The organism is Vibrio natriegens NBRC 15636 = ATCC 14048 = DSM 759 (assembly GCF_035621455.1).
In the GTDB taxonomy this organism is placed as follows: domain Bacteria; phylum Pseudomonadota; class Gammaproteobacteria; order Enterobacterales; family Vibrionaceae; genus Vibrio; species Vibrio natriegens.
In genome coordinates this window covers 76,369-98,137 of sequence record NZ_CP141822.1, presented here as the reverse complement: position 1 = coordinate 98,137, position 21,769 = coordinate 76,369, and the positions used below count along the sequence as shown (strand labels likewise).

General features: G+C 47.6%; 21 protein-coding genes. 2 read left to right on the top strand and 19 right to left on the bottom strand.

Features of this window, described 5'->3' with window-relative positions:
* Positions 1-41: 41 nt before the first annotated feature.
* The gene (rmuC, locus tag VER99_RS00445) at positions 42-1,574 is read right to left on the bottom strand and encodes a DNA recombination protein RmuC (protein ID WP_020336276.1); all 1,533 of its coding nucleotides are present in this window, start codon (positions 1,572-1,574) and stop codon (positions 42-44) included.
* Positions 1,575-1,743: 169 nt separating this feature from the next.
* On the opposite strand from rmuC, the gene VER99_RS00440 reads away from it, so the two are divergent.
* Both VER99_RS00440 and VER99_RS00435 read left to right on the top strand, forming a co-directional pair.
* Complete coding sequence (locus VER99_RS00440; RefSeq protein WP_020336275.1) at positions 1,744-2,652, top strand: DMT family transporter; 909 nt, start codon at positions 1,744-1,746, stop codon at positions 2,650-2,652.
* 153 nt (positions 2,653-2,805) lie between these two features.
* The gene (locus VER99_RS00435; protein ID WP_020336274.1) at positions 2,806-5,259 is read left to right on the top strand and encodes a putative bifunctional diguanylate cyclase/phosphodiesterase; all 2,454 of its coding nucleotides are present in this window, start codon (positions 2,806-2,808) and stop codon (positions 5,257-5,259) included.
* A 62-nt stretch (positions 5,260-5,321) separates the two neighbouring features.
* Here VER99_RS00435 and VER99_RS00430 read toward each other — a convergent pair whose 3' ends face one another.
* The 18 genes from VER99_RS00430 to VER99_RS00345 all read right to left on the bottom strand — a co-directional run bounded on the left by VER99_RS00430 (position 5,322) and on the right by VER99_RS00345 (position 21,575).
* Complete coding sequence (locus VER99_RS00430) at positions 5,322-6,083, bottom strand: hypothetical protein (RefSeq protein WP_236614683.1); 762 nt, start codon at positions 6,081-6,083, stop codon at positions 5,322-5,324.
* Between the two features lie 260 nt (positions 6,084-6,343).
* Positions 6,344-7,990, bottom strand: a complete 1,647-nt coding sequence (locus VER99_RS00425) for an amino acid ABC transporter ATP-binding/permease protein (protein WP_020336272.1) — start codon at positions 7,988-7,990, stop codon at positions 6,344-6,346.
* On the bottom strand, positions 7,987-9,585 hold the full coding sequence (locus tag VER99_RS00420; protein WP_020336271.1) for an ABC transporter ATP-binding protein/permease: 1,599 nt from the start codon (positions 9,583-9,585) through the stop codon (positions 7,987-7,989). The genes VER99_RS00425 and VER99_RS00420 overlap by 4 nt, the downstream gene beginning before the upstream one ends.
* Positions 9,582-9,971, bottom strand: a complete 390-nt coding sequence (locus VER99_RS00415; protein ID WP_020336270.1) for a YbaN family protein — start codon at positions 9,969-9,971, stop codon at positions 9,582-9,584. Before VER99_RS00415 ends, VER99_RS00420 begins: the two co-directional genes overlap by 4 nt.
* Before the next feature lie 117 nt (positions 9,972-10,088).
* On the bottom strand, positions 10,089-10,619 hold the full coding sequence (locus VER99_RS00410) for a HugZ family pyridoxamine 5'-phosphate oxidase (protein ID WP_020336269.1): 531 nt from the start codon (positions 10,617-10,619) through the stop codon (positions 10,089-10,091).
* Between the two features lie 22 nt (positions 10,620-10,641).
* A complete protein-coding gene (locus VER99_RS00405; RefSeq protein WP_020336268.1) occupies positions 10,642-12,045 on the bottom strand; it encodes a vWA domain-containing protein in 1,404 nt (467 codons plus the stop codon).
* Positions 12,045-12,548 (bottom strand): hypothetical protein, encoded by a 504-nt coding sequence (locus VER99_RS00400; protein WP_020336267.1) that lies wholly within the window; start codon positions 12,546-12,548, stop codon positions 12,045-12,047. The genes VER99_RS00405 and VER99_RS00400 overlap by 1 nt, the downstream gene beginning before the upstream one ends.
* A 2-nt stretch (positions 12,549-12,550) precedes the next feature.
* A complete protein-coding gene (locus tag VER99_RS00395; RefSeq protein ID WP_014230487.1) occupies positions 12,551-13,027 on the bottom strand; it encodes a TadE/TadG family type IV pilus assembly protein in 477 nt (158 codons plus the stop codon).
* The gene (locus VER99_RS00390) at positions 13,024-13,794 is read right to left on the bottom strand and encodes a tetratricopeptide repeat protein (RefSeq protein WP_020336266.1); all 771 of its coding nucleotides are present in this window, start codon (positions 13,792-13,794) and stop codon (positions 13,024-13,026) included. The genes VER99_RS00395 and VER99_RS00390 overlap by 4 nt, the downstream gene beginning before the upstream one ends.
* Complete coding sequence (locus VER99_RS00385; protein ID WP_020336265.1) at positions 13,791-14,711, bottom strand: type II secretion system F family protein; 921 nt, start codon at positions 14,709-14,711, stop codon at positions 13,791-13,793. The genes VER99_RS00390 and VER99_RS00385 overlap by 4 nt, the downstream gene beginning before the upstream one ends.
* A 3-nt stretch (positions 14,712-14,714) precedes the next feature.
* A complete protein-coding gene (locus VER99_RS00380) occupies positions 14,715-15,614 on the bottom strand; it encodes a type II secretion system F family protein (protein ID WP_020336264.1) in 900 nt (299 codons plus the stop codon).
* Positions 15,611-16,912, bottom strand: coding sequence for a CpaF family protein (locus VER99_RS00375; protein WP_020336263.1), 1,302 nt, complete (start codon positions 16,910-16,912; stop codon positions 15,611-15,613). The genes VER99_RS00380 and VER99_RS00375 overlap by 4 nt, the downstream gene beginning before the upstream one ends.
* A gap of 4 nt (positions 16,913-16,916) precedes the next feature.
* The gene (locus VER99_RS00370) at positions 16,917-18,044 is read right to left on the bottom strand and encodes an AAA family ATPase (RefSeq protein WP_020336262.1); all 1,128 of its coding nucleotides are present in this window, start codon (positions 18,042-18,044) and stop codon (positions 16,917-16,919) included.
* A 3-nt stretch (positions 18,045-18,047) separates the two neighbouring features.
* Positions 18,048-18,605 (bottom strand): hypothetical protein, encoded by a 558-nt coding sequence (locus VER99_RS00365; RefSeq protein ID WP_020336261.1) that lies wholly within the window; start codon positions 18,603-18,605, stop codon positions 18,048-18,050.
* 8 nt (positions 18,606-18,613) lie between these two features.
* Positions 18,614-20,038, bottom strand: coding sequence for a type II and III secretion system protein family protein (locus tag VER99_RS00360; protein WP_020336260.1), 1,425 nt, complete (start codon positions 20,036-20,038; stop codon positions 18,614-18,616).
* Positions 20,039-20,041: 3 nt separating this feature from the next.
* Positions 20,042-20,932, bottom strand: a complete 891-nt coding sequence (gene cpaB, locus VER99_RS00355) for a Flp pilus assembly protein CpaB (RefSeq protein ID WP_076633422.1) — start codon at positions 20,930-20,932, stop codon at positions 20,042-20,044.
* 12 nt (positions 20,933-20,944) lie between these two features.
* A complete protein-coding gene (locus VER99_RS00350; protein ID WP_236614684.1) occupies positions 20,945-21,346 on the bottom strand; it encodes an A24 family peptidase in 402 nt (133 codons plus the stop codon).
* Between the two features lie 28 nt (positions 21,347-21,374).
* The gene (locus VER99_RS00345; protein ID WP_020336259.1) at positions 21,375-21,575 is read right to left on the bottom strand and encodes a Flp family type IVb pilin; all 201 of its coding nucleotides are present in this window, start codon (positions 21,573-21,575) and stop codon (positions 21,375-21,377) included.
* Positions 21,576-21,769 lie beyond the last annotated feature (194 nt).

Sequence of the window (21,769 nt, the reverse complement as noted above, 5' to 3'; positions counted from 1 at the left end):
CGGTTGCTGACAAATAGAGTCGCCCAATGTACTGCGGGCGATTAGTTTACTTTATCCTCAGCCGGATGTCTTTCAACTAACGATTCATTTTCGGAAAATGCTTCACTCTGTGCCAGTTGTGCAAGATCAGAGGAAATTGGGCGCTTAATCTCGACACCAAGTTGCTTGAAGCTTTCTGCCTGTCGAATCACATTACCGCGACCTGTGGCAAGTTTGTTCATCGCGCCTTGATACGTTTGATTGGCTTTATCCAGCGCCCCGCCCAAACCTTCCATATCATCAATAAACAAACGTAGTTTGTCGTAAAGTTTGGTCGCTCGCTCTGCAATCAGTTTCGCGTTTTCATTCTGACGTTCATTTCGCCATAAATTATCAATGGTACGCAGCGCCACCAGCAAGGTAGTCGGGCTAACCAAAATGATGTTCTGCTCCATCGCGTCTTTAACCAAACTCGGATCAGCCTGAATAGCGACCTGAAAAGCGGGTTCCACCGGAATAAACATCAAAACGTAGTCGAGGCTTTGGATGCCTTTGAGTTTGTGATAATCCTTCATGCTTAAGCCCTTGATGTGCGCACGCAGCGCAATAAGATGGGCATTCAACGCTTGATCTCGCTGTGCATCGGTTTCCGCGTTGAAGTAACGCTCATACGCCACCAAAGCCATTTTCGAGTCGACTACAACTTGCTTATTTTGCGGAAGGTGAACAATCACATCAGGTTGATAACGCTTACCTGCTTCATTTTGCAAATTCACTTGCGTCTCGTATTCGTGCCCTTCTCGCAAACCAGATTCTGCCAGCACACGGGCAAGAACCACTTCGCCCCAGTTGCCTTGCTGCTTGTTGTCGCCTTTCAAAGCTTGGGTCAGGTTCACCGCTTCACGCGTCATTTGCTCGTTTAAACGTTGCAGATTTTTTAGCTCATGCACCAGTGTATGACGCTCTTTGGCTTCCTGACTAAAGCTGTCATTGACTTGTTTTTTGAAGCCATCCAATTGCTCTCTTAGCGGAGAAAGCAAGCCTTCTAAGCTCTGACGATTTTGCAGATCCACCTTCGCGGTTTTCTCTTCAAACAGCTGGTTGGCAAGGTGCTCAAATTGCTGCTTCAGGCGTACTTCTGCTTGTTCCAGTATTTGCAGCTTTTCTGCATTCGACTGATTCACTTGCTCATGGCGCGCTTGCTGCTCTCGTAATTGGGTTTCCAAACGCGATTTTTGCTCACGCATTTTCCCGAGCTCATCGAAATACTGCTGACGCTCTTGTTTGACGGCTTCGAAATAACGAAGCTTCTCCATTGCTGCCATCAACTTGCCGTGTGACTGACGCACTTCAAATGCCGCTTTATCGCGCTCGTCATCCAGTTCATCCAGCTCTTGTTGCGCTTCAGCCAGACGCTGACCCACTTGCTCAAGCTGTTGTTGGTGAAGCTGTTTTTCAGCAGACAGTTGCTGCTCAAGAAGCTGAGTTTGAGTGATAAAGCGCTGTTTTACCCACCAACCGACCGCCGCTCCGCTGACTGCAGCGGCACATAGAGAAGAGAGAATGAGAGATTGATGCTCAAGAATCCATTGCATAATAGCGAGTTAGCCTGTGTTTTATATCTATAACAATGGTATTTAGACACTGGATAAATGTCCAGTTTGTTGGATGAAAAATCCTCGCATACACTACCTGCTCAAAATAATATCCTTTGGCTCGCTCAAAATCTTATCGCCGAGCCTTTGAACACGATACAGAGGCATCATGAATGAGCGTCGCGCCCTAGGATTTGGGCTCTCAGCAGTATTACTTTGGTCGACAGTGGCGACCGCATTTAAACTCACATTAGCCGAGTTCACTCCGATTCAGATGCTGTGTATTGCCAGCATCGTTTCTGCTATTGCTCTTGTCATCGTATGTGGTGTTCAAGGCAAGTTGAATCAGCTCAGCGATACCTTTCTGTCGAATCCTTGGTATTACCTGCTACTTGGCCTGATTAACCCATTAGCCTACTACCTGATCCTGTTTAAGGCTTATGACTTGCTCCCGGCCTCTCAGGCCCAGGCCATCAACTACAGCTGGGCCATCACGCTGACGCTCATGGCAGCGGTATTTCTCGGGCAGAAAATTCGTAGCAAAGACTGGATTGCTTGCGCGTTTAGTTACCTAGGTGTGATTGTGATTGCCACTCAGGGCAACGTGTTAGGTATGGATTTTGAGAGCCCGCTTGGCGTTGGTTTAGCTCTGCTCTCTACATTGCTATGGGCAGGATATTGGATTCTCAACACCAAAAACAAAGCGGATCCGGTCGTGGGCGTGTTACTTGGTTTTCTGGTTGCGATTCCTTTTACTGTTGCGTTAAGCATCTATGAAGGACAAAGCTGGAATACCATCTCGGCCCAAGGCTGGGCTGCGGTGACCTATGTGGGTCTGTTTGAGATGGGGATTACGTTCGTCCTTTGGCTAAGCGCGCTCAAGTCAACACAGAATACGGCTCGCATCAGTAACCTGATTTTCGCTTCCCCATTCATCTCCCTGATGTTACTGGCGACGATTATTGGTGAAGACATTCATCCCTCTACGCTGATCGGGCTGGTATTGATCATCAGTGGTCTGGTGATTCAGCAAGTCAAGTTTGGCAAAAAAGAGAAAACCGCCAATGCCTCTCACTAACAGACGTTATCAATTCGTATTTTTATGAACTGAAGCGTCTTCTACCGCTTGGAATTATTTTATGGTCGGATACGATACAGCCAAAGCCCAATAGCCATCTCAGCTATATTTTTATAAACACATCGTTGGGCGATTCAGGATACCGTACTAATTATGTTTCGCTTTGATATTCCATCTTCTTCATTAGCAGACTGGCAAGATGCCCTGCAACAGTGCTGTAATGCCAACCATGCACAGGGACAAGTCTACGCCTTCAATGACAACGAACAGTGGCAACACAGCGCGTTGTCGACCGCAGAGCAGAACCATGATGCGATTGTTGCCGAGATTGAGCAGATCACCGCTCAATTTACCCCTTTTCAGTTAGAAACCGTCAACACAGCTTATGAGCAGCAGATCCTCAGCATCTGTCCGGTGTGGCTACCTAACGGTGATTTGTTTGCCGCGATTACGCTGACTTACACAAACGCACAAAGCCATCACGTGCCAGCGTGGCTGAGCGCACTTGCTGGTCGGTTTAGTTTTGATGTGAGCCGACATTACCAACAAGAACAACAACGCCATCTGCGGTATCAGCAAGATCAAAGTCAAATCCCAACATTACAAGAGTTTATCGACTGCCTTGAAGACCATATCTGGATCAAAGGCACCGATGGCCTGTATGCAATGACTAACCGAAGCGTCGAGCAAGCCTGGCAAAAAACCAATCAGGAAATCATTGGTAAAAATGATTTTGACCTTTTCAGCGAACAGCGCGCTGAAAAATTCATTCAAGCTGATATTACAGTGGTTGAAACTGGCAATCAGAATATTGTTGAAGAGTGCCGACAAATCGACTCGAACAATAATCCAACCTGGCTCGAAACCATTAAGTCACCTGTACGCAATCAAGCAGGTGAGCTGATTGGTGTCATGGGCATGACGCGAAACATCACACGTAGAAAAACCATAGAAACCCAACTAACGTTGGCGTCGAAGATCTTCAATAACTCGCAAGAAGGGATGATCATCACCGATCGTGATGCAAACATTATCGATATCAATCCTGCCTTTACGAACATCACAGGGTACAGTGCAGAAGAAGTGATTGGTCATACACCGAAAATCCTTCACTCTGGACACCACGATAGCAGCTTCTATCTAAATTTATGGTCTGAGCTACAAGTTAAAGGACAGTGGAAAGGCGAGTTCATCAACCGCAAGAAAGATGGCAGCTTTTACCCTCAACTGGCCACCATCAGCGCGGTAATGGACGACAAAGATCAGCTGATCAACTATATCTGTGTGTTTGAAGACATTTCGGTGCGCAAAGCACATGAAGAAAAGCTGCAGCGAATGGCGTTTTATGACCCGTTGACCAATTTGCCAAATCGTACTCATTTACTTGGATTGCTCGAGCAACACATCGAAACTGGTCAAAAGAGCCAGCAAAGCTTTGCGACCCTTTTCCTGGATATCGATCACTTTAAGCACATCAACGACAGTATGGGGCATTTTTGCGGTGACCAATTGCTGACCAAACTGGCAATACGTCTGCAAGACACCTTGCATCTCAATGCCCATGTCGCACGAATCAGCGGCGACGAATTTGTGATTATTCTTCCAGAGACGCAAAGTGATGTCGCGCTGTCCGAAACGGTGGACAGCATCTTAGGTGTATTCCATCAACCGTTTAAGCTGACCAGTCACGAATCATTGCGTGTCTCAGCAAGTATCGGTATTGCCCTGTATCCAACCGATGGTCAAGACAGTGAAACACTGCTGAAAAATGCAGATACTGCCATGTACTTAGCGAAAAAAAATGGCCGTAACGGCTACGCTTTTTATTCACCGGATCTGACTCACAAGTCCATTTCCCACGTGCGAATTCAATCAGCGCTGCACGAGGCAATAGAGAAACAGCAACTGCGTTTGGAGTATCAACCCCAATACAACCTGGAGCAGAACTCTATTGTTGGCGTGGAGGCCCTGTTGCGCTGGCAGCACCCTGAATTTGGCTTAGTGTCCCCTGCTGATTTTATTCCAATTGCAGAAAAAACTGGGCTAATTCAAAGCATCGGCGATTGGGTTATCAGGCAGGCTTGTATTCAGGGCCACGCTTGGCGGGAGTCTGGAATTAATTTCGGCAAAATAGCCGTCAATGTATCCGCACTCCAACTGCAGCAATCGAACTTTATCGACCGGCTTCAGGTGATACTTCAAGAGACTGGTTTTTCTGCGCAGCATTTGGATATCGAAATCACCGAAAGCTTTTTGTTGATCGATCCACAACAGGCCATTGCGTCGTTAAATCAACTGCGAGAACTCGGTATCGAAATATCTTTGGATGATTTTGGTACTGGCTATTCCTCGCTTTCTTACCTGAAAGGTCTGCCAATCAACAAATTGAAGATCGACCGTTCATTTGTGAAAGATGTACCGAGTCACAGCGACAGCAATGCCATCGTTAATGCGATCATCGCTATGGGCAAAACCTTATCGCTTAAAGTCGTTGCAGAAGGGATTGAGACTCAAGAACAGGCACAATACCTATCAGACAAAGGCTGCATTTACGGTCAGGGATTTTTGTTTAGCCCACCCGTTACTCCCAACAAGCTATTTCTATAGCGGACAGCCATTAACAGCAAATGCCGAGTAAGAAATACTCGGCTTTATAACTGCGTCAGAAATTAAAAATCCAGCGAAAAAGAATATATTTGATAGCGATAGGTAATGGATACATGATTTTCCACATACCGATAGTCATCACCAGATAGCGCATTGGTAATGAGATCCCCATTAAATACGATGTGATGCCTTTTATATTTAGCCTCAGCATAAATACCAGTTGATAAACCCAGTTTCGAGTGATTAATTTTTCTCACCTTTCCGTAATTGGGGTGCACTCGATTGGTGATTAAAAACTCGCCGTTATGATCCTGGTATCCCAACCCAGCCCCAACACCGACTCTATATTGCCAGCCCTCAGGTTTTTCTCGCCTAAATTGGTAGTAGATGATGGGAGTAAAATACAGAGATAAACCCTCTATTTTGGTGCCTTTGTTTTGAATAACGCGGTTATAACCGCCACCATCTCCCACAACTTGCTTATCAAATTTAGAAGTAAAAAAGTCAGCCGAAAACGTATAAGACCAGTTTCGGTCTTGCCATATATATTTAGGCTCGGTTCTGAGAGAAATGCTTGGTGAGACATTCAAGCCATCAGTCTGAAATTCAGCCACTTCCATAACACTTTCTCTTTCGCTGATTTCAATGGTTCGGTAACCAAGTGACGCGCCCACAAGAACTTCTAAAGAGGTACCAGAATCACGTTCATGCGCACTTAATGTTCCGCAAAAACACAATGATAGGATGAAGAACATAGACCGCATGATGATTCCGCTATTGGCTAAACCTGAACTTGGGAAACAAACTAAAGCAGGAGATTCCAAAAGACGAGGCCATGCATAGCTGATTAGCCGTCAACGAGTGACTTATCTATTTATCTGCGAGGCAAATAACATCTTCCGTTTGAAAATTGAGGAGCAGGACGACTGGTGGGGATATAAATACAAAGGGTAAAATGCTTCGGCGGCTTGCCAGTTAACGCTTTACGCTCGAGCTAAAATCCAAAACAAGAAGAAAATTGCTCAATGCTCATCCTTTGTCAGTAATCTATAATGCCGGATAACTCCGGCATGTTTATGTGCTTTTAGTCACTGAGGGGAGTAAGTTGACCATCTTTCATCAGCCTGCGTTCACAGTGCGGATTTAGCCCCTGTGGCTGGTGCGCGACTTCAACCACTAACTTGTCTTGCCAATCTTGGCGAAGACGCTGACGAATAACGATCTCGGTCTGTTTATCTAACGCACTGAATGCTTCATCCAACAAATAAACGGGCGTATCGCGCAACCAGGCTCTCGCCAACGCTATCCGCTGCGCTTCTCCACCGCTGAGACGAGTACCATTAAGCCCCAACTCAGTATCTAGCCCATCGGATAATGCAAAGAACATTGGCTCCAAGCAGACTAGCCGTAGTGCTTGCATCAGTTTTTCATCACTATAGTGACCACCTAGAGATAAGTTGTAGCGCAAAGACGCGGGAAAAATCACACTCTGTTGAGGTATATAACTGATTTTCAGCCAAGCTGATTCACGATTCAAACAGGTAATCGCTTCGCCTGTGAACCGCAACGGAGTCGTCTCGGAAAGATGAATACCAGCCAAGTAGCGCAGCAATGATGTCTTGCCACTTCCACTTTGCCCATGGATGACCAAATGCGTTCCCGCAGGCAGCGACAGCGATAAGTTTTCAAACAGCCAGTCAGCATCAGGGCTATAACGATGGCTTAAACCTGTGACACTGAGCAGAGCCTCAGAATCAGATCTGGCGTGAGCTTTAGTATCGTCGCTAAGTGCTGCTGACGGCTGCGCTTCCAATATAGTCAGAACTCGGTGACAAGCAGGAAACGTCTGAGGCAAGTCCTCAAAAGTCCTCGTCAGCGCTAGCACCGGACCGAAAGCGCCCGCATATAAACATAGCGCCGTTAACGATAGCGGATCTCCCTGCCACCAAGCCCAGACAATCATGGCAATAAAGCCACTACCAATGATTAAATCTGTCAGCGCATCCTTAACACCATTGCGGACAGCTAAGGTGTTATGTAAGCGTTGAAGCGCTTGTCCTTGTTTGGTTACTTTGCGCTGAAAAAACGCCATCGCTGACCAATTCTGTATTTCATTGAAACCAGAGACTACATCGGTCAGCAAGGTATTCAACAGACCAAATTGATCGCGAATATTCTGCCCTAGCTTCGCGCTGCGATTGAGATGCCACGCAGGTAATACACCACCAATAACCAGCAGAAGTAGACCCAATACGATTGCCGCTGGACCAACTAACCAATACCCGTAAGCAGTCACCAATAGCGACACCACCAGTGCAGAGAGTACTGGAACAATGGTGTGAGCATAGAAGACTTCGATGCGCTCTATGTCCGATACTACCCGTGCGGTGAGGTCACCGGTCGAAAGGTCGTGAATATTGTCCGGCGCTTGCTGTTCTAGCCGCCAATACACTTGATTGCGTAAGTCTTCTTGGATACGAAATGCAGCGTTATGCCCTGAAAGTTGCTCGATATAACGACAGATTGCTTTGCCGATACCAATCCAAAGTAACGGCCAAAGCAGTTGTGGCCAAATCGATACGGGTTGTTGGCCAAGAAACAATTCTTGCGCGTATTGCCCCGCGACAACGAGGATTGCAATGGTGCCTAACTGATTTAATATCCGACAAAGCAACGATAAACCAAGCGGAGCTAAGTGCGGTTTAGCTAGATTTAATAACTGATTGATCATGCCCAGGCCTCCGAGCTTGTTACTTTAGTTACATCGCGCCAACGGCTGACATCTACGACTCGATCAGCCTGAGCAATTAGTCGTGGTGAGTGACTGATCACCAATACGCCGGCCTGCTGCTTGAGCTGATGCAGCGCATCAATCACTTTTTGTTCGGTCAATTCATCCAACTGACGGGTCGGTTCATCGATTAACATCAGCGCATGATCGGATAAAAATGCTCGAGATAAACCAAGCCGAGCCGCCTGCCCGCCAGAGATATGCTTTCCGCCTTCACCCGGATGCAATGACAGTGTGTCTGAGTGCTCTAGCCATTCATCCAGCGCACTCTGTTTTAGCGCATCACGCACCTCATCTTGTGTAGCACTGGATGCCGCCATACGACAGTTATCTTCCAGTGTCTGATGAAACACATACGGCATCTGCTGTAAGTAACCAATCGGCTGATGGGTAATCACACCTGCATCGGGCATCAACTGACCACGGATCAGTTTGAACAAGGTGGATTTGCCGCAACCGCTTGGCCCCTGCAGCACCACCAGTTCACCTTTGTATACGCTTAAATCGACACCCTGAAATAGTTTTTCTTGCTGAGGATAACCATAAGTCAAACCGCGAACATCAAGAACAACGGCATGATTTTGCTGTGTAAGATGGTGGGATTCATTTTCGTCTAAAGACAAGATGTGTTGTACGTCAGCCTGCACTTCTCGGCCCAGCGCACCGGCAAAGAAGAACGCTCCCATTAAAGACAATGGACGTATCAGCTCGACACTGGCCAAAATAATAAAAGCTGCCGATGCTGCGTCTAGAATACCCAATTGATAACGCGTAATCGCCAACAATGACGCAGCGACTATCGTGCCCAGAGAAAACAACAGGTCAACCAATAAGATCACCAGTTGATTGGTTTTGAGGAGCGACATGGTAGAGCGTCGTAATGCCTCACCATGCTGTTCAATTTCCGCTCCCCAAATTTTGGAATATTGGTACAGCTTTAGCACGGGAAGGCCGTGCAAGCTCTGAGTAAACAACTCCGTCAGCAGAGCCAAGTTGTGCTTATAGGTCGCACTGACACTGGCAAAACGTTTAAACACCAACATTAAAATGGCTGGAATTAGAGGGATCATTAACAGCAAGATAAAGCCAGAAAATGGGTCTATGAATGCAATAAATAGACACACTAGCAAAGGGCCAAGCAGACCGATAAAAAACTGAGGGACAAACAGCCCCCAATATAGGTCCAGTACTTCCACGCCTTCACCAAGCAGGTAATTGAGTTTCCCACGCAGCTCTGGTGTCATTTGGGCTGGCTTTAAAGCGGCCAATTTATCAAGCAGCTGCTTACGTATTGACTGCTTCACTTGCTGCGCCGTTTTTGCCCCCAAGTAACGATGGAAAATAATCACACCAAAGCGTAACGCTAATAAAGTCACACTCGCCAATAGCACCTGTAGAACAATCGGTTCAAAGTTGTCACTGAACACTCGGCTCACCAGCCAATATTGACCGACCAAACCAAGAATAACCAACACGCCACTGCTTACGGAACCCAAAAGCCAAGGTTTTGCGGATTGAGGAATCTTACCTATCATTTATTTTCCTCAACTGGATAAACGCGCGTCTTGTAGCGCAAAATAATGTAGGTTTCGATAAGCGCAATCACCAGCAATGTAATTTGTGCAGACGGTCGTTCACCGAGCAACCAAACGACGGTCGCCAGTATCGAGCACCACACCACTATCAGTACTCGCACCTTTTCTTTTATGGTTAGGCCACGATTTTCTTTAATGTTTCTAAGCGTTGGACCGAGCAAACGGCTGGCGAGCAACCACGACTGAAAACGAGGCGAACTGACACTAAAGCAATAGAGCGCAAGTAACGCAAAAGGAACGGTAGGCAGTAACGGAATAAACACACCAACCATACCCAGCCCTGTCGCACTGACCCCTATAGTTAAAAAGGCATATCTTTTAATCATGTTCCAATTCATTCTGTAGATTATCTGTAGTAATGAAGGGCTGAATTTCACTGCGCTTTGGCCAGTACGGCTTTACGCTATTGTTATCGAAAAAATGCGAGGTTGCCCTCGCAATAATTAAGCGGGTTGTAGCTGCTTCTCTTCCTCGGTATGGCCTTCCGTCTGATGCACTGCGTGTTGAAGGCTCTCATCCAGACGAAACGCCTGACCAAATCCTTTTACGTAGTTACCTGAGCGTGGTGTAAAACGGTAGAAACTAAAATCTTTCATGCCACACAACTGCTCGACGATCTCGCCGTACTTTTGCTGCATTTGTTGCTTAAGCGGTGAGGCTTCCTCGCTGTGCTTATCAATACAAACGACATCGCAGTCTATGACCAGTCGCTCACGAGCAAACAAGTGACGCGCCTTATCTTCTGATTCAACTAACATCAGCGACGCTCTCGGCGTTTGTTGCAGATTACGAGCATGCTTCGAGACGGTACTCAATAACATGACGAAGTCGTTGCCTTGACGAACAAACGGAGCGTAACTCGCCAATGGTATGCCTTGTGAATCTACGGTTCCCAGCTGGGCGGTTGAGAATTGCTGAATAAACCCCTGAATTTTTTCAGGTAAACGTTCTAGCTGCTCTTTTCGGTACGACATACAGTTCCTTTCATAATGGTAGTTATTCCACCAATTCAATTTTGTTCAGTGTGGTGGCCACTTGTTGTAATACATTGCGAATAGTGCGGTTGGTCGCTTGATAATAAGCACCCGGGCTGGCACAGGATTTCATCGACGGTGAGCGGTTGTTGAAATCCACCGCGATGATTTCTATTCCTTTTCGCTTCATCTCTCGACATAACATCACTTGTTTTCGATCGCGTACTTCTCGATCAATCAAGTGGTCACCATCAGTAAACAGCACCATGACTTTCTTATTACTTTTCAAACCGTAATCTCGTGGCAGTTCACCCTTGGTTTTATCCCAATCACCACGCCATTCTGGAGACAGTAATCGCCATGCCCACATCACACCTTCAGCGTTATTTGTGTTCATTTCCGGATACAGCGTTTCTAAACCATGCACAAACTCACGATAATTGGACATGTATGACTGAACACTGCTGACACCACAGTCAAGTGTGTCAAACAGCGCATGCATGTGCTTCCACTCTGGGTTATACGGTGAGTTCTTAGTTGGAATATAGGAATGCAACGGCATGCCATTTTTGTAAGTCGCGCCTAGTGGTGGCTTCTTGTGAGTTTCCAGATAGAAGCGAATGTTTTGCTGCTTAGGGCCGAGCTCCAAACTGCGTATCCAGCTTGGATTTAACATTCCTGGGCTGGTTAAATCCGACTGAATCTCTGGCAACTGCATGCACATCGCTTCACGCCAACGCCCCGGCACCGATGGACTTAGCAGGTTTTTCCAACCCTGCTCTTTTGCCAAAGTGCGTAATGAGCGGGGAATTGCTATCGCACCAGGTTTAAGAAAATTAGGACGCCAACCGACATTAACCAATCCAGTTGCCGGTACTATGCTGATGGTTTTACTCAGATTTCGTCTTTCTTCGGCGTATAAGATGTCAGCAAAATCCCGTAATCCGTCCATCGCCTGAGTCATTGGTGCCCCCTCCATCGAACCAGAAACATCCAACATGATGACAATTTCTAGTGTCATCTGGTGTAATCGGGAGGTAGCCTGGTGACGAATAATCAAGTCTTCTGTCACTAACTCTTCATTGAGCACTAACTCACTCGCCTTAACTTTTCCGGTTACTGTCGCTGTGGTGAAGTCATCACGCTTATCTAACCTCGATTGAGGTGCCGACAATCCCGTTGCATCGTCGCTAACGTTAGCGTTCAACAGTTGGTTGGCATCTTGATCTGCGCTTACGCTGTCAGACGAAGAGTACAGCACGGCATCCGCCAGCATAGATAACCGGCTGTCTGTGGTACTGGTGACGACCACTAACAACACAAAACTAAAGAAAGTCAGCATACCGGCTAGAAATATCGCCGCCGACACCGACACCACGCCAACCTGATGGCGACGAGACACAGAATATGTAGATAGCGCCATCATCAGTTCGTCTCCCTGATCATATGAGAGTGGAAGCGACCATTTGGCCATAGTTTCCAGATTGCGTTACTACTAACACTGTCGTCAGGCTGGAAGCAGATCGCGACTTCTACCAAGCTACCGACGTCAAAATCAGGCCATTTACCACTCAACATACAAGCAGAACTCACCATCACTGGCGTGGTTTCCTTAGTCGCTGCATTGTGCATTGCGATAGACAAACTCACGTTGCCTTTGGCAATGTTCGAGAGTTGCTGCTCGGCAAAACCACTAAAATATGGGAGCTGGGCAATATTATTTTCAATCGTCAACGTCCGGCGATTGCCCACCATTTCAAGAATGTTGTAGTTAAGGTTCACCAAGCGTTGCTCCACACGGAGGATGGTCAGAATTTCTGACGCCGCAACAATCACGGTCAGCAACATCGGCAAGATCAGAGCAACTTCCAGACTGACACTGCCTTGTAAACGACGTTTACGCGCGGAAAAAATCGGGTATCGAAACATAGTTAATCGAACAACAAGTCCTGTGAAGCAATCAAAGTGCTAGTAAACACCAAGGGTTCTGGATATAGCGTGGCTAAAGGGCTGATTTCCATTTGTGTCGAGAGCGTCGCGGTCACCTGAAAAACTGGGTCTCTCGGGCGAAAGAACGCGCTGGCCTCTACTTCTTCCTGCTCTTTCCCCACTCGAAGCATCTCTTCCAACGAGTCATAACGAATGATGCTGACCTCGACCTGGTCGATAAAACCGTAGCTGTTGTCATCGAGCATTTGTTTGATAACAGAGGGATTCAACGGTTTAACGCGCCAGTCTTCTGCTAACAGCACCCGCAATGAGCTACGCATCGCGTGTTCCAATAATCCGTATTGCAAATGAACACGGGTAATATCAAAAAAGGCTAACAACACCGCTAAGACCGCAGGAAATAGCAGTGCGGTTTCTAAACTGATGACACCTCGCTGACGAGAACGACACCGACTCATTGGGCATTCCGCATCGCCGTCAAACGCGCGTTGAGGATAGCTAGATCGCGCTCAACTTCGCTCGCGGGTAAATGACGAGTAAGTAACGCTCGCGCTTGGTCTTCATTACCTTCTGCCAGTAACAACAGCGCGAAATTCAGCTCTACCTGCGGAGGTAACTGCTGATACGCCAAGAGCGGAGAAAATGTTGTTCGAGCTCTCTCGACCTGATTGTCATGCAGATAGCTGATCGCCAAGTTAGAACGAAAATGAGGGTTATCTGGTGAAAGGATCATCGCTTGTTGTAACGCCGCTCGTGCTTGTAAGGCATCACTGCCCAACAATGCGATACCAAGGCCGTTATGCAGCTGCGCTTCAACCTGTGGACCGTCCGCTTTCGGTAGCCCTAACTTATATACCTCGATAGCTTCGGTCACACGACTGTTGCTAAGCAAGTAACGGCCAAGATACATACACGCCTGCGCAGAGACAGGCTCCGGATTCGCGCACACATAACGCAGTTTCGCCATCGCGGTTTCTTTCTTGTCCTGACGGTACTGACTACGAGCCAACATCATTTGGTAAGTGAGATTTTCTGGTGAGAGCTCGAGCAACTTAAGATACTGCTGCTCCGCTTTACCATACTGACCATAATTGAATGCTGCTTCGGCTAGTGCTTGAGTATTATTTTCAGTCTGCTTTTTCACTTTGCTCGCCGTCGCGCAGCCTAATAGCAGAGGGCTTAGACAGACCAACAACAGCCATTTGGTCGGGTTTGTCGTCATCATTTTAAACTCTCCAATAACAAGTTCATGGTCGGTGCGACGATCAGCACCATCAGTGGCAACATAATGAAAGCCATTTGAATCAGCGTAATGCGTCCCGGCAACTTACCAGCTTGCTCCTGCAACGCCATTTTGCGTAGTTGTCTGGCATCAGCGCTGATGGTGCGCATGGTTTCCGCTAAAGGAGAGCCATATCGCTCGGCCATCGCTAGCGTACTGGCGAGACGTTCTATCTCTTTCAGCCCCGTGCGCCACGCCAGCTTTTTCAGACACTGTGCAGACTCTCCCCGCACCTGAATCTCTGCGTGAGTGCGCAATAACTGTCGCGCCAACATCGGCTCAACATCGAGTAAATACAGACCGACTTTCTCCAATGCACGCTCCAGCGACAGCCCGGCTTCCACACTGATCACCATCAAGTCGATGGCGTCAGGCACGACTTGCTGCTGCTTCTGTTGAGCCTGATTGGCTTGGCGGCGCAACCAGTATTCCGGTAAGTTTGACCCCAACACATAACCGATTAACGTCATCATTAGGGTGTATGCATCGAGCAGTTCTCCAGATACCGCCTGCCAAATCAGAGCGGCACTCGCACTAAACAAACCGAGCACAAGCTTGGCGCCGCGCACCGAATTTAAGGCAGTCGAAGACGCAATACCGGCATGCTCCAGCATTTGCTGCAGGCGCTGTTTCTCTTTGTCAGAAGTGGGATACAACACACCTAACCCGGCGAGAAATGACGATGACGAAGTCTCAATCACAGCATTATCATTACCAGGGTTTAAGTAACGCTTACACTGCGCCTGCCAACAACTTTGAGACTGCTGTGATAAGAACAACCACAGCAACACAGACATCAACACCACACCCGCTACCAACAGAGCGGCAAGCGAGGTTGACGAAACGAACCATTGCCCCATGAATTATCCCTTTAGCTGAGTCATACGGCGGATCAGGTACAATCCACCCAAAATGCTGCCCACGACATAGGCCATGACGATTTGCCCACCATTCGAGGTCATCAGAAAATCAAAATGCTCGCGTCCAGTGGTAAACAGCACCAGACACACCAAAACTGGCAGTGCAGCGAGGACTTTGGCAGAGTTGCGCGACTCGGACGTAATGCTTTGAATACTGGCATTGAGCTCCGCGCGCGATCTCAATGTAAGCCCTAGTCGCTCCAGCACTCCGGTTAAACGGCCACCCGTTTCCTGCTGTAGGCTAAGAACGATGGTCAGAAAACGAAACTCAGCAATCGGCATACGACGCGCGGCATTTTTCATTACTTCGTCCAGCGTCTGGCCGACCTTCAACTCATCATGCATGTTGTCAAACAAGCGAGCAGTCACGCCCTGATGTTGCTGGGCCATCTCATGAAACACATCCGCCATCGGTGCACCAACGCGCAGCGCGCGGATTAAGCCATCAATGACATCCGGTAATTCATCGCGAAACTGGTCTTTGGCTTTCTGCTGCAATTGTTGATAGGCGAACCACACCACCAGTAATGCCGTACTCAGGCTGAGCGGCAGTGACACGTACCAGTCCATACCGTTAAAACAAAGTACTGTCGGTGCTAGCAAAATGGACGCAACCAAACCAAGCTGCCACTGCTTTAATTTGGCTGGGCTGATAAAAGTTTGCAGGTTTTGATACCAGATCCAGTGACACCAGAATGGTTGGCGCTGGTCGGCGTCAGTATCCAGGTTTAACAAGGTGTAGCGCTTAAGCTGACCTTGCCAATGTTCCTGACGTTGGATGGTGAGCCAGACCAGCCTGCCTGCAACCAACCAGAAAACAATCAAGACAATCAGTAGGTTCACGAAGACTTCTCCACGCACTGACGCAATGCATCTTCCTTGGCAAAATGAGCCGCTTTTTCAAGCAAAGCAGAGGAAACGGACTGAGCGCTAAATCGACCATAGATATGCTGTTGTTCAGCACGAATGAGCTCAAAACGGAACACTGGACTGAGTTCGATTTGTTCACCGTTTATTCCAACCACTTCGCTGATGGCGGTGATCCGGCGACGCCCGTCGCGCATACGTTCAAGTTGCACGACCAGGTCAATCGCACTGACAATCTGGCTACGAATAATATGGTCGGACAAACGTTCTCCGCCCATTTGCAGCATATTGGTTAAGCGCACAATCGCATCTTGTGGATTGTTGGCATGCAAAGTACACAGCGAGCCGTCGTGACCGGTATTCATCGCTTGCAACATATCGAATGCTTCTGCGCCACGAACTTCACCCAGTACAATTCTATCCGGACGCATACGTAGGGCGTTTTTCACCAGATCGCGTACCGTCACTTCGCCGTTACCTTCAGTGCTGGCATTACGGGTTTCAAGCGGCACCCAATGGGGCTGCGCCAAAGACAACTCAGCAGCGTCTTCGATGGTCAGAATACGTTCGTCTTCGCTTATGTGCCGACTCAGCGCATTCAACAAGGTCGTTTTACCCGAACCCGTACCGCCGGAAATCAAGATGTTACAGCGGCAATAGGTCGCCAACGCGAGAAACTCCGCCATTTGCTCGGACAGGCTGTCGTTGTCGACCAGATTCGACAGCATCAACTTACTCGCAGGGAACTTACGGATCGAGATGCAGGTCCCATGTAACGCTAAAGGTGGCGCGATGACGTTGACCCGACTGCCGTCTTTTAGTCGCGCATCCACCATCGGATTGGATTCATCTACCCGACGGCCGATCGCGTTTACAATCCGCTGAGCAACGTTGAGTACATGTTTGGCATCACGGAAGCGAATATCGGTTTTTTCTAACTTGCCACGTCGTTCGACGTAAATTGTTTCAGGTCCATTAACCAAGATATCGGAGACTTCTGGGTCTTCGAGCAAAGGTTGAATGGGTCCAATGCCAACCATTTCATCGACCAGTTGCAAACCTAAGACCGCCAATTCCTGACGGTTATAGGGCAACATTTTCCGCCCTGAAATGACGTTGAGTGCGTCTTTGACACGCGGCAGCAGCTCATCACGGGATAAGCTCGCGGCGATCGATGGGTCGACCAGTTCGTAAAATGCGCTTTTGGCGTCATCCGTCATCGAAAGCAGTTCGTGGCTGCGGGTCTTGTGGGTTAACACATCTTGCTTAAACATCGACTTACCCTTTCTGCTCCGCCGAAGCGGCACCCAGCACTTGCCCTAATTGATGGATTTTTTTGCTGAACTTCGAACGCTCAGCCAACAGCGGTTTGCCTTCTCTTTCCGCTTTATCAAACGCCTTGGCGTCAAACGGCAGTTCAACGCTCAATTCCAGTCCCAGAGCCTTGGTGATTTCCTGCTTGGGTACTCGGCCTTTGGCATGACGGCACAAGTTGCCGACCAAGATTTGTCGCTGGTGTTTCAGCGGTGTATTGGCGCGCAGCTTTGCCAGATAACGGAAGCTATTCAGGCTGTAGTCGGTGACGAAAATGCAGTTATCTGCCTGTTCTACAATTGCAGGCATCGCTGGGTGGTTAAGATTCGGCACATCCACAATCACCGTTGCGTAGTGCTCAGCCAGCGCTTGGATTGTCTCTGCCGGTTGCTGTACGTCGTCGTGCGGCAGCTGGCTGTCCTGACCGTAAAACAGATGCAGATGCTTTGTCAGTTGCTGGCTACTGTGCGCCAGCAAGGTTTCGTCGATACGATCTGCATCAGCAATGATGTGCTCCAAATGTGGGTCATAATCAGCGCCCAATAGGATCGGGTGTTGGCTGTGGAACAGGTCAAAATCCACCAAGGCAACAAACTGATGTTGTTTCTCAGCTAAGAAGTAACCCAGGTTGGCTGCGATGGTGCTTGCGCCGCACCCACCAGTGCTTCCCAACACACAAATAACGCGCCCATGACGCAATGGCTTAGTCACTTGGTGCCCTTGAAGGTGCAGTAAGCTCAGTCGGATCGCGTCGGCATTTAGCGGTGTAGTATGGTAATCGTTCACACCCGCGAACATTAGGCTTCGGTATAATGAAACTTCTTGTTTTTTACCTAATACGATCAGCTTCATCTGCGGTGGACAATACTCCGCCAGCTTACGCAGCGCAGCTTCCAATCCCAGACAGTCACCACCATCAACGATAAGTAAATCAGGCGCTCCCTGTTTGACGCACCAAAGTCTTGCGGCTTCGATATCGCCTTTTTTCACCTGAATATCTTGCGTAGTTAAATCGCTTTTTAGGCTCTCAAGGACTAGTTGACTCTGGCTATCGAGAACAAACGCGACAACATTAAATACTCTTTCAGTCACGATTTACTCTCCTGTCACCGGCTGTCTTTCTGCCGATTTAAGTTGGTTATTAAACAAACGTTGTACCGCCCCTGTTGTCAGAGCACTGTTGTGCTCCTGATACTCTTCTCCATGGTGCCAGGTCGATTTGTTAACCACACTCAGGTAATGATTACGTAGCTGCTGGCAGGCGTACGCTGAAATAGGTAGAGACTGACGGTTGTATCGACACGTGTTTGGCTTTAACACCACTTCAAGCTCAGCAACAATCTGACTCTGCTTGTCCGAGTGGTAAGTCATCTCCACTGGTAATTGCAGATAGGTCATCAACTGATTACGCAGATTTTTCTGGGATTGCAGATCCAAATCACCGCCTTGTAACACGAGACGAATCTGTCCCTTTTCTTCACGCTTGTTCACCTGGCTAAGAATGTTTTTCAGGTCTAGCTCAATGTTGGCAGTGGTTGTCGTAAAAGAGGTTTTGTCCTGAAAGGTTGCATGCGTTTCTGTTTGATACGGACGCTGACAACCGACCACCAGAAAAAGGGTCAATGTGGTCAAAGCTAATTTCGCGAATTTCATCATCATCCTTAATAGTTGTATCCATAGTTACCAAACAAACGCTGGCTATCATCGTGGTCATCACCCATGTCGCGTAAGAACAAACGTTCAAATCGATTCGCAGGACGGAAGCGATCTAATGGCGTGGTCAATTCACTTGGGTCGCTGGTTGGCTCGACTAAATGTGCTGTCGCGATAATCACTAACTCGCTTTCCGAGTTTTTAAAGCTGTTGCTGCTGAAAAGCGGTGCAAGGAAAGGAATTTCTCCAAGAAACGGCAGCGCCTCGATTTTGTGGTCTTGATAGGTTCTCACCAGACCTGCCAGCGCAAAGCTCTGACCGTCTGCCAATTCAATCGTTGTGGTGGCACGGCGGCTTTCAATACCTGGAACTTCGACACCCGCAATAGAAACGCTGTGCTCGCGGCTCAAAGTAGAAACTTCGGGAGCAACCGTGAGACTGATCTGTTTATTACTCAAGACTGTAGGCGTCAGCTCTAATGAAATACCAAAGCGTTTAAACTCAATACTCACACCGTCATCACTGTTGTCGACGGGAAAAGGAAACTCACCACCAGACATAAAGGTCGCCGCCTCGCCAGACTTAGCCGTCAGATTCGGCTCAGCGAGAACGTTTACTAAACTGTCTTCAACTAATGCATCGATGATGACATTAAGACCGTGCTGACCAGGGCCTGATGGCAGATTATTGGTTGGGAATTTATTACCAGGCGTTACACCCAGTGCCGTCTGTAACGTGTCCCATGTACCCCAGCGCATATTACCGATAGAGCTCCAACGCAAACCAAGTTGTTCGCTGGTCGAGCGTTCCATTTCAACAATACGCACGGAAATATTCACTTGAGCGCTACCCGCGGTTTTAAGCTGGTTAACAACCAAAGGGTAGACGCCCATGCCACCACCCGGTTTTGCCATACCTTCACCGCGACCAGAGCTACTGCTACTTTCGCTTGTTGGCGCAGCTAAGGTTTGTTCGTCTACCTCTTGTAGCCCTTTGGCAAACCCAGATGCCATGCTCAGGATCTCATGTGCCTGAAGTGCATTGGCCACTTCACCCATAGCAACGATCGCTCCCTTACTATGAACAAACGTCACTTGAACATCGGGAAACGCGTGTTGTACGGCTCGTTCCAGTTGAGACAGATCAGCAGCAACCACAACCTTGTAATGCGCGAGTGTGCGAGCATTGTCCCCAAGTACCAGAATGTCGGTTTCTCCTAACGCTTTACCAGAGACCATCACGTGACGGTTGGAAGGTGCGTGAACCACGACTAAGTTCGGGTCAGAAACAAAAATATCTTTCACATCATCATTCACCGTAATCAAACGGTTTTGATTGATAGTAAGGTTCAAGGTATGACTTGCTGCTACCGCCCACGGAGAGATAGACAAAACCAGCGATACGCAAAGTATAAAATTTCGAAGCAAGGACATGATTTATCTCGTTGTGCTCTTTTCTTGAGTGCGGATATCTTCACCACTGAAAATGCGAATGGTGTGCTCAGGTTTACGATCCGGATGATGGTTATCCGACAACTGCTCATCCCAGAGCGTAGCTATGGTTGTTGTTGTCATAGACTGTTCGTCCTGTTGATAACCACGCAGGATAAGAGATAAATCCCCCAACGTTTTTGCTAGCAGTAAACGTTGCGCCCCTTCTGGAGTAACCTCAAAGGTAATCGGTAAGGTGTCACCACCAGCCATCGACATGTCACTTTCATTTTGATGTTTTGGGCCGCTCACAATATCTGTCAGAGTGTTATTGATCGCGAGCAGGCGCGTATTTTCTAGAATCACGCTGGTTGCACGCTTGGTGATTTCCCCAAAGCCCTTTTCTGAGGTGTGCTCGTTCTCACTAGTTAAGACGACATCAACGTAATTACCCGGTCTTAGTAGGTCATAATTCATTCCTGCTAAGCTCATCTCCAGAGTAACCGCTCGCATGCCTGGCGAGAGCATCGCGGACATATATTGGTTCTGCTCTGGGCGAATAATGTCTGATACCGCAAGTGGTTGATTCGCAGTCAAACGGCGGGTTAATAAGCTGCCTTTCAACACATCAGGTTTGATAAAACCTTCAAGAAACACGTCGTTAAGTTGCGTGTTGCTATCAGATGGCATTGGCGCCCAGCGAAAATCTTCCGCTCTCAACAAAGCACCTGCTTGAATACCGTATTTCGCGACTAAGATTCTTGGTACGACGGCCTTTTCTTCTAACGCCACTTCGACTGGCTTATCTGGTTGGGTTGGAGTTGTACTCAACCATGCCACCACCAGCATTGCGACCAAGGTCGCTCCTCCGAGTAGCACAAAAATTAACTTTTTCATGATGGGTATAAACTACATATAGTGAATAGTGGTGGTTGCAGCGATACATATAGCGACCGCATAAGGCACGGTAGTTCGCGGCTTAGCCGCAATTACTCCCCTTATTGCGAAGTGGTTAAACAACAAATACGCGACACTTAACACTCCACCTAACAAAGCCGTTTTTAATAGCAACCAGTACCACTGTTCCAAAGAGGCGTAGGCGCATATTGCTAACAACTTACTGTCACCAGCCCCAAGCCAACGGTAGTGGAAAGCCACTAATCCAAAGACCACTATCGCGATCCCGGCCAAAAACGAGTGAAGATAAAAAGGCGTAACCGTAACGCCAACGAATAACAACAAAAGCAAACATATATTGGGAACCTTGCGCTGAAAAACATCGTTCAATGCAATAACAAGCAACAAGAACACCGTAATAATTTGCAACAATAAAAAAGAGTTACTCGCCACCAGATCCCATGTTCATACCATCAATGATTGTTTGAAACTTATCTTTTAAGGCACTGATAAATAAGCCATCAGAACCAAAAATTGCCAATATTCCAGCAGCTAACCCTGCGGCCAAAATACCGTATTCTATTGCGGTTGCTCCTTCCTCATCATGCATGTAACGCTTAACTAGCGACATAAAACCATTCATACAATCAATTCCTTCATAAAAAACATTCACATTTCTTTTGATGTGAGAATTATTATCAATACTGTTGTAAAAATCAATCTCATTTATATAATAAATGCCAGTTTATTGATCATATTTAGATCCATTGATCGTATAAATGTATTTTTTTAGCATTAACCTCTTTTACTAAGCGAAATAACGAAGGATTTCACAGT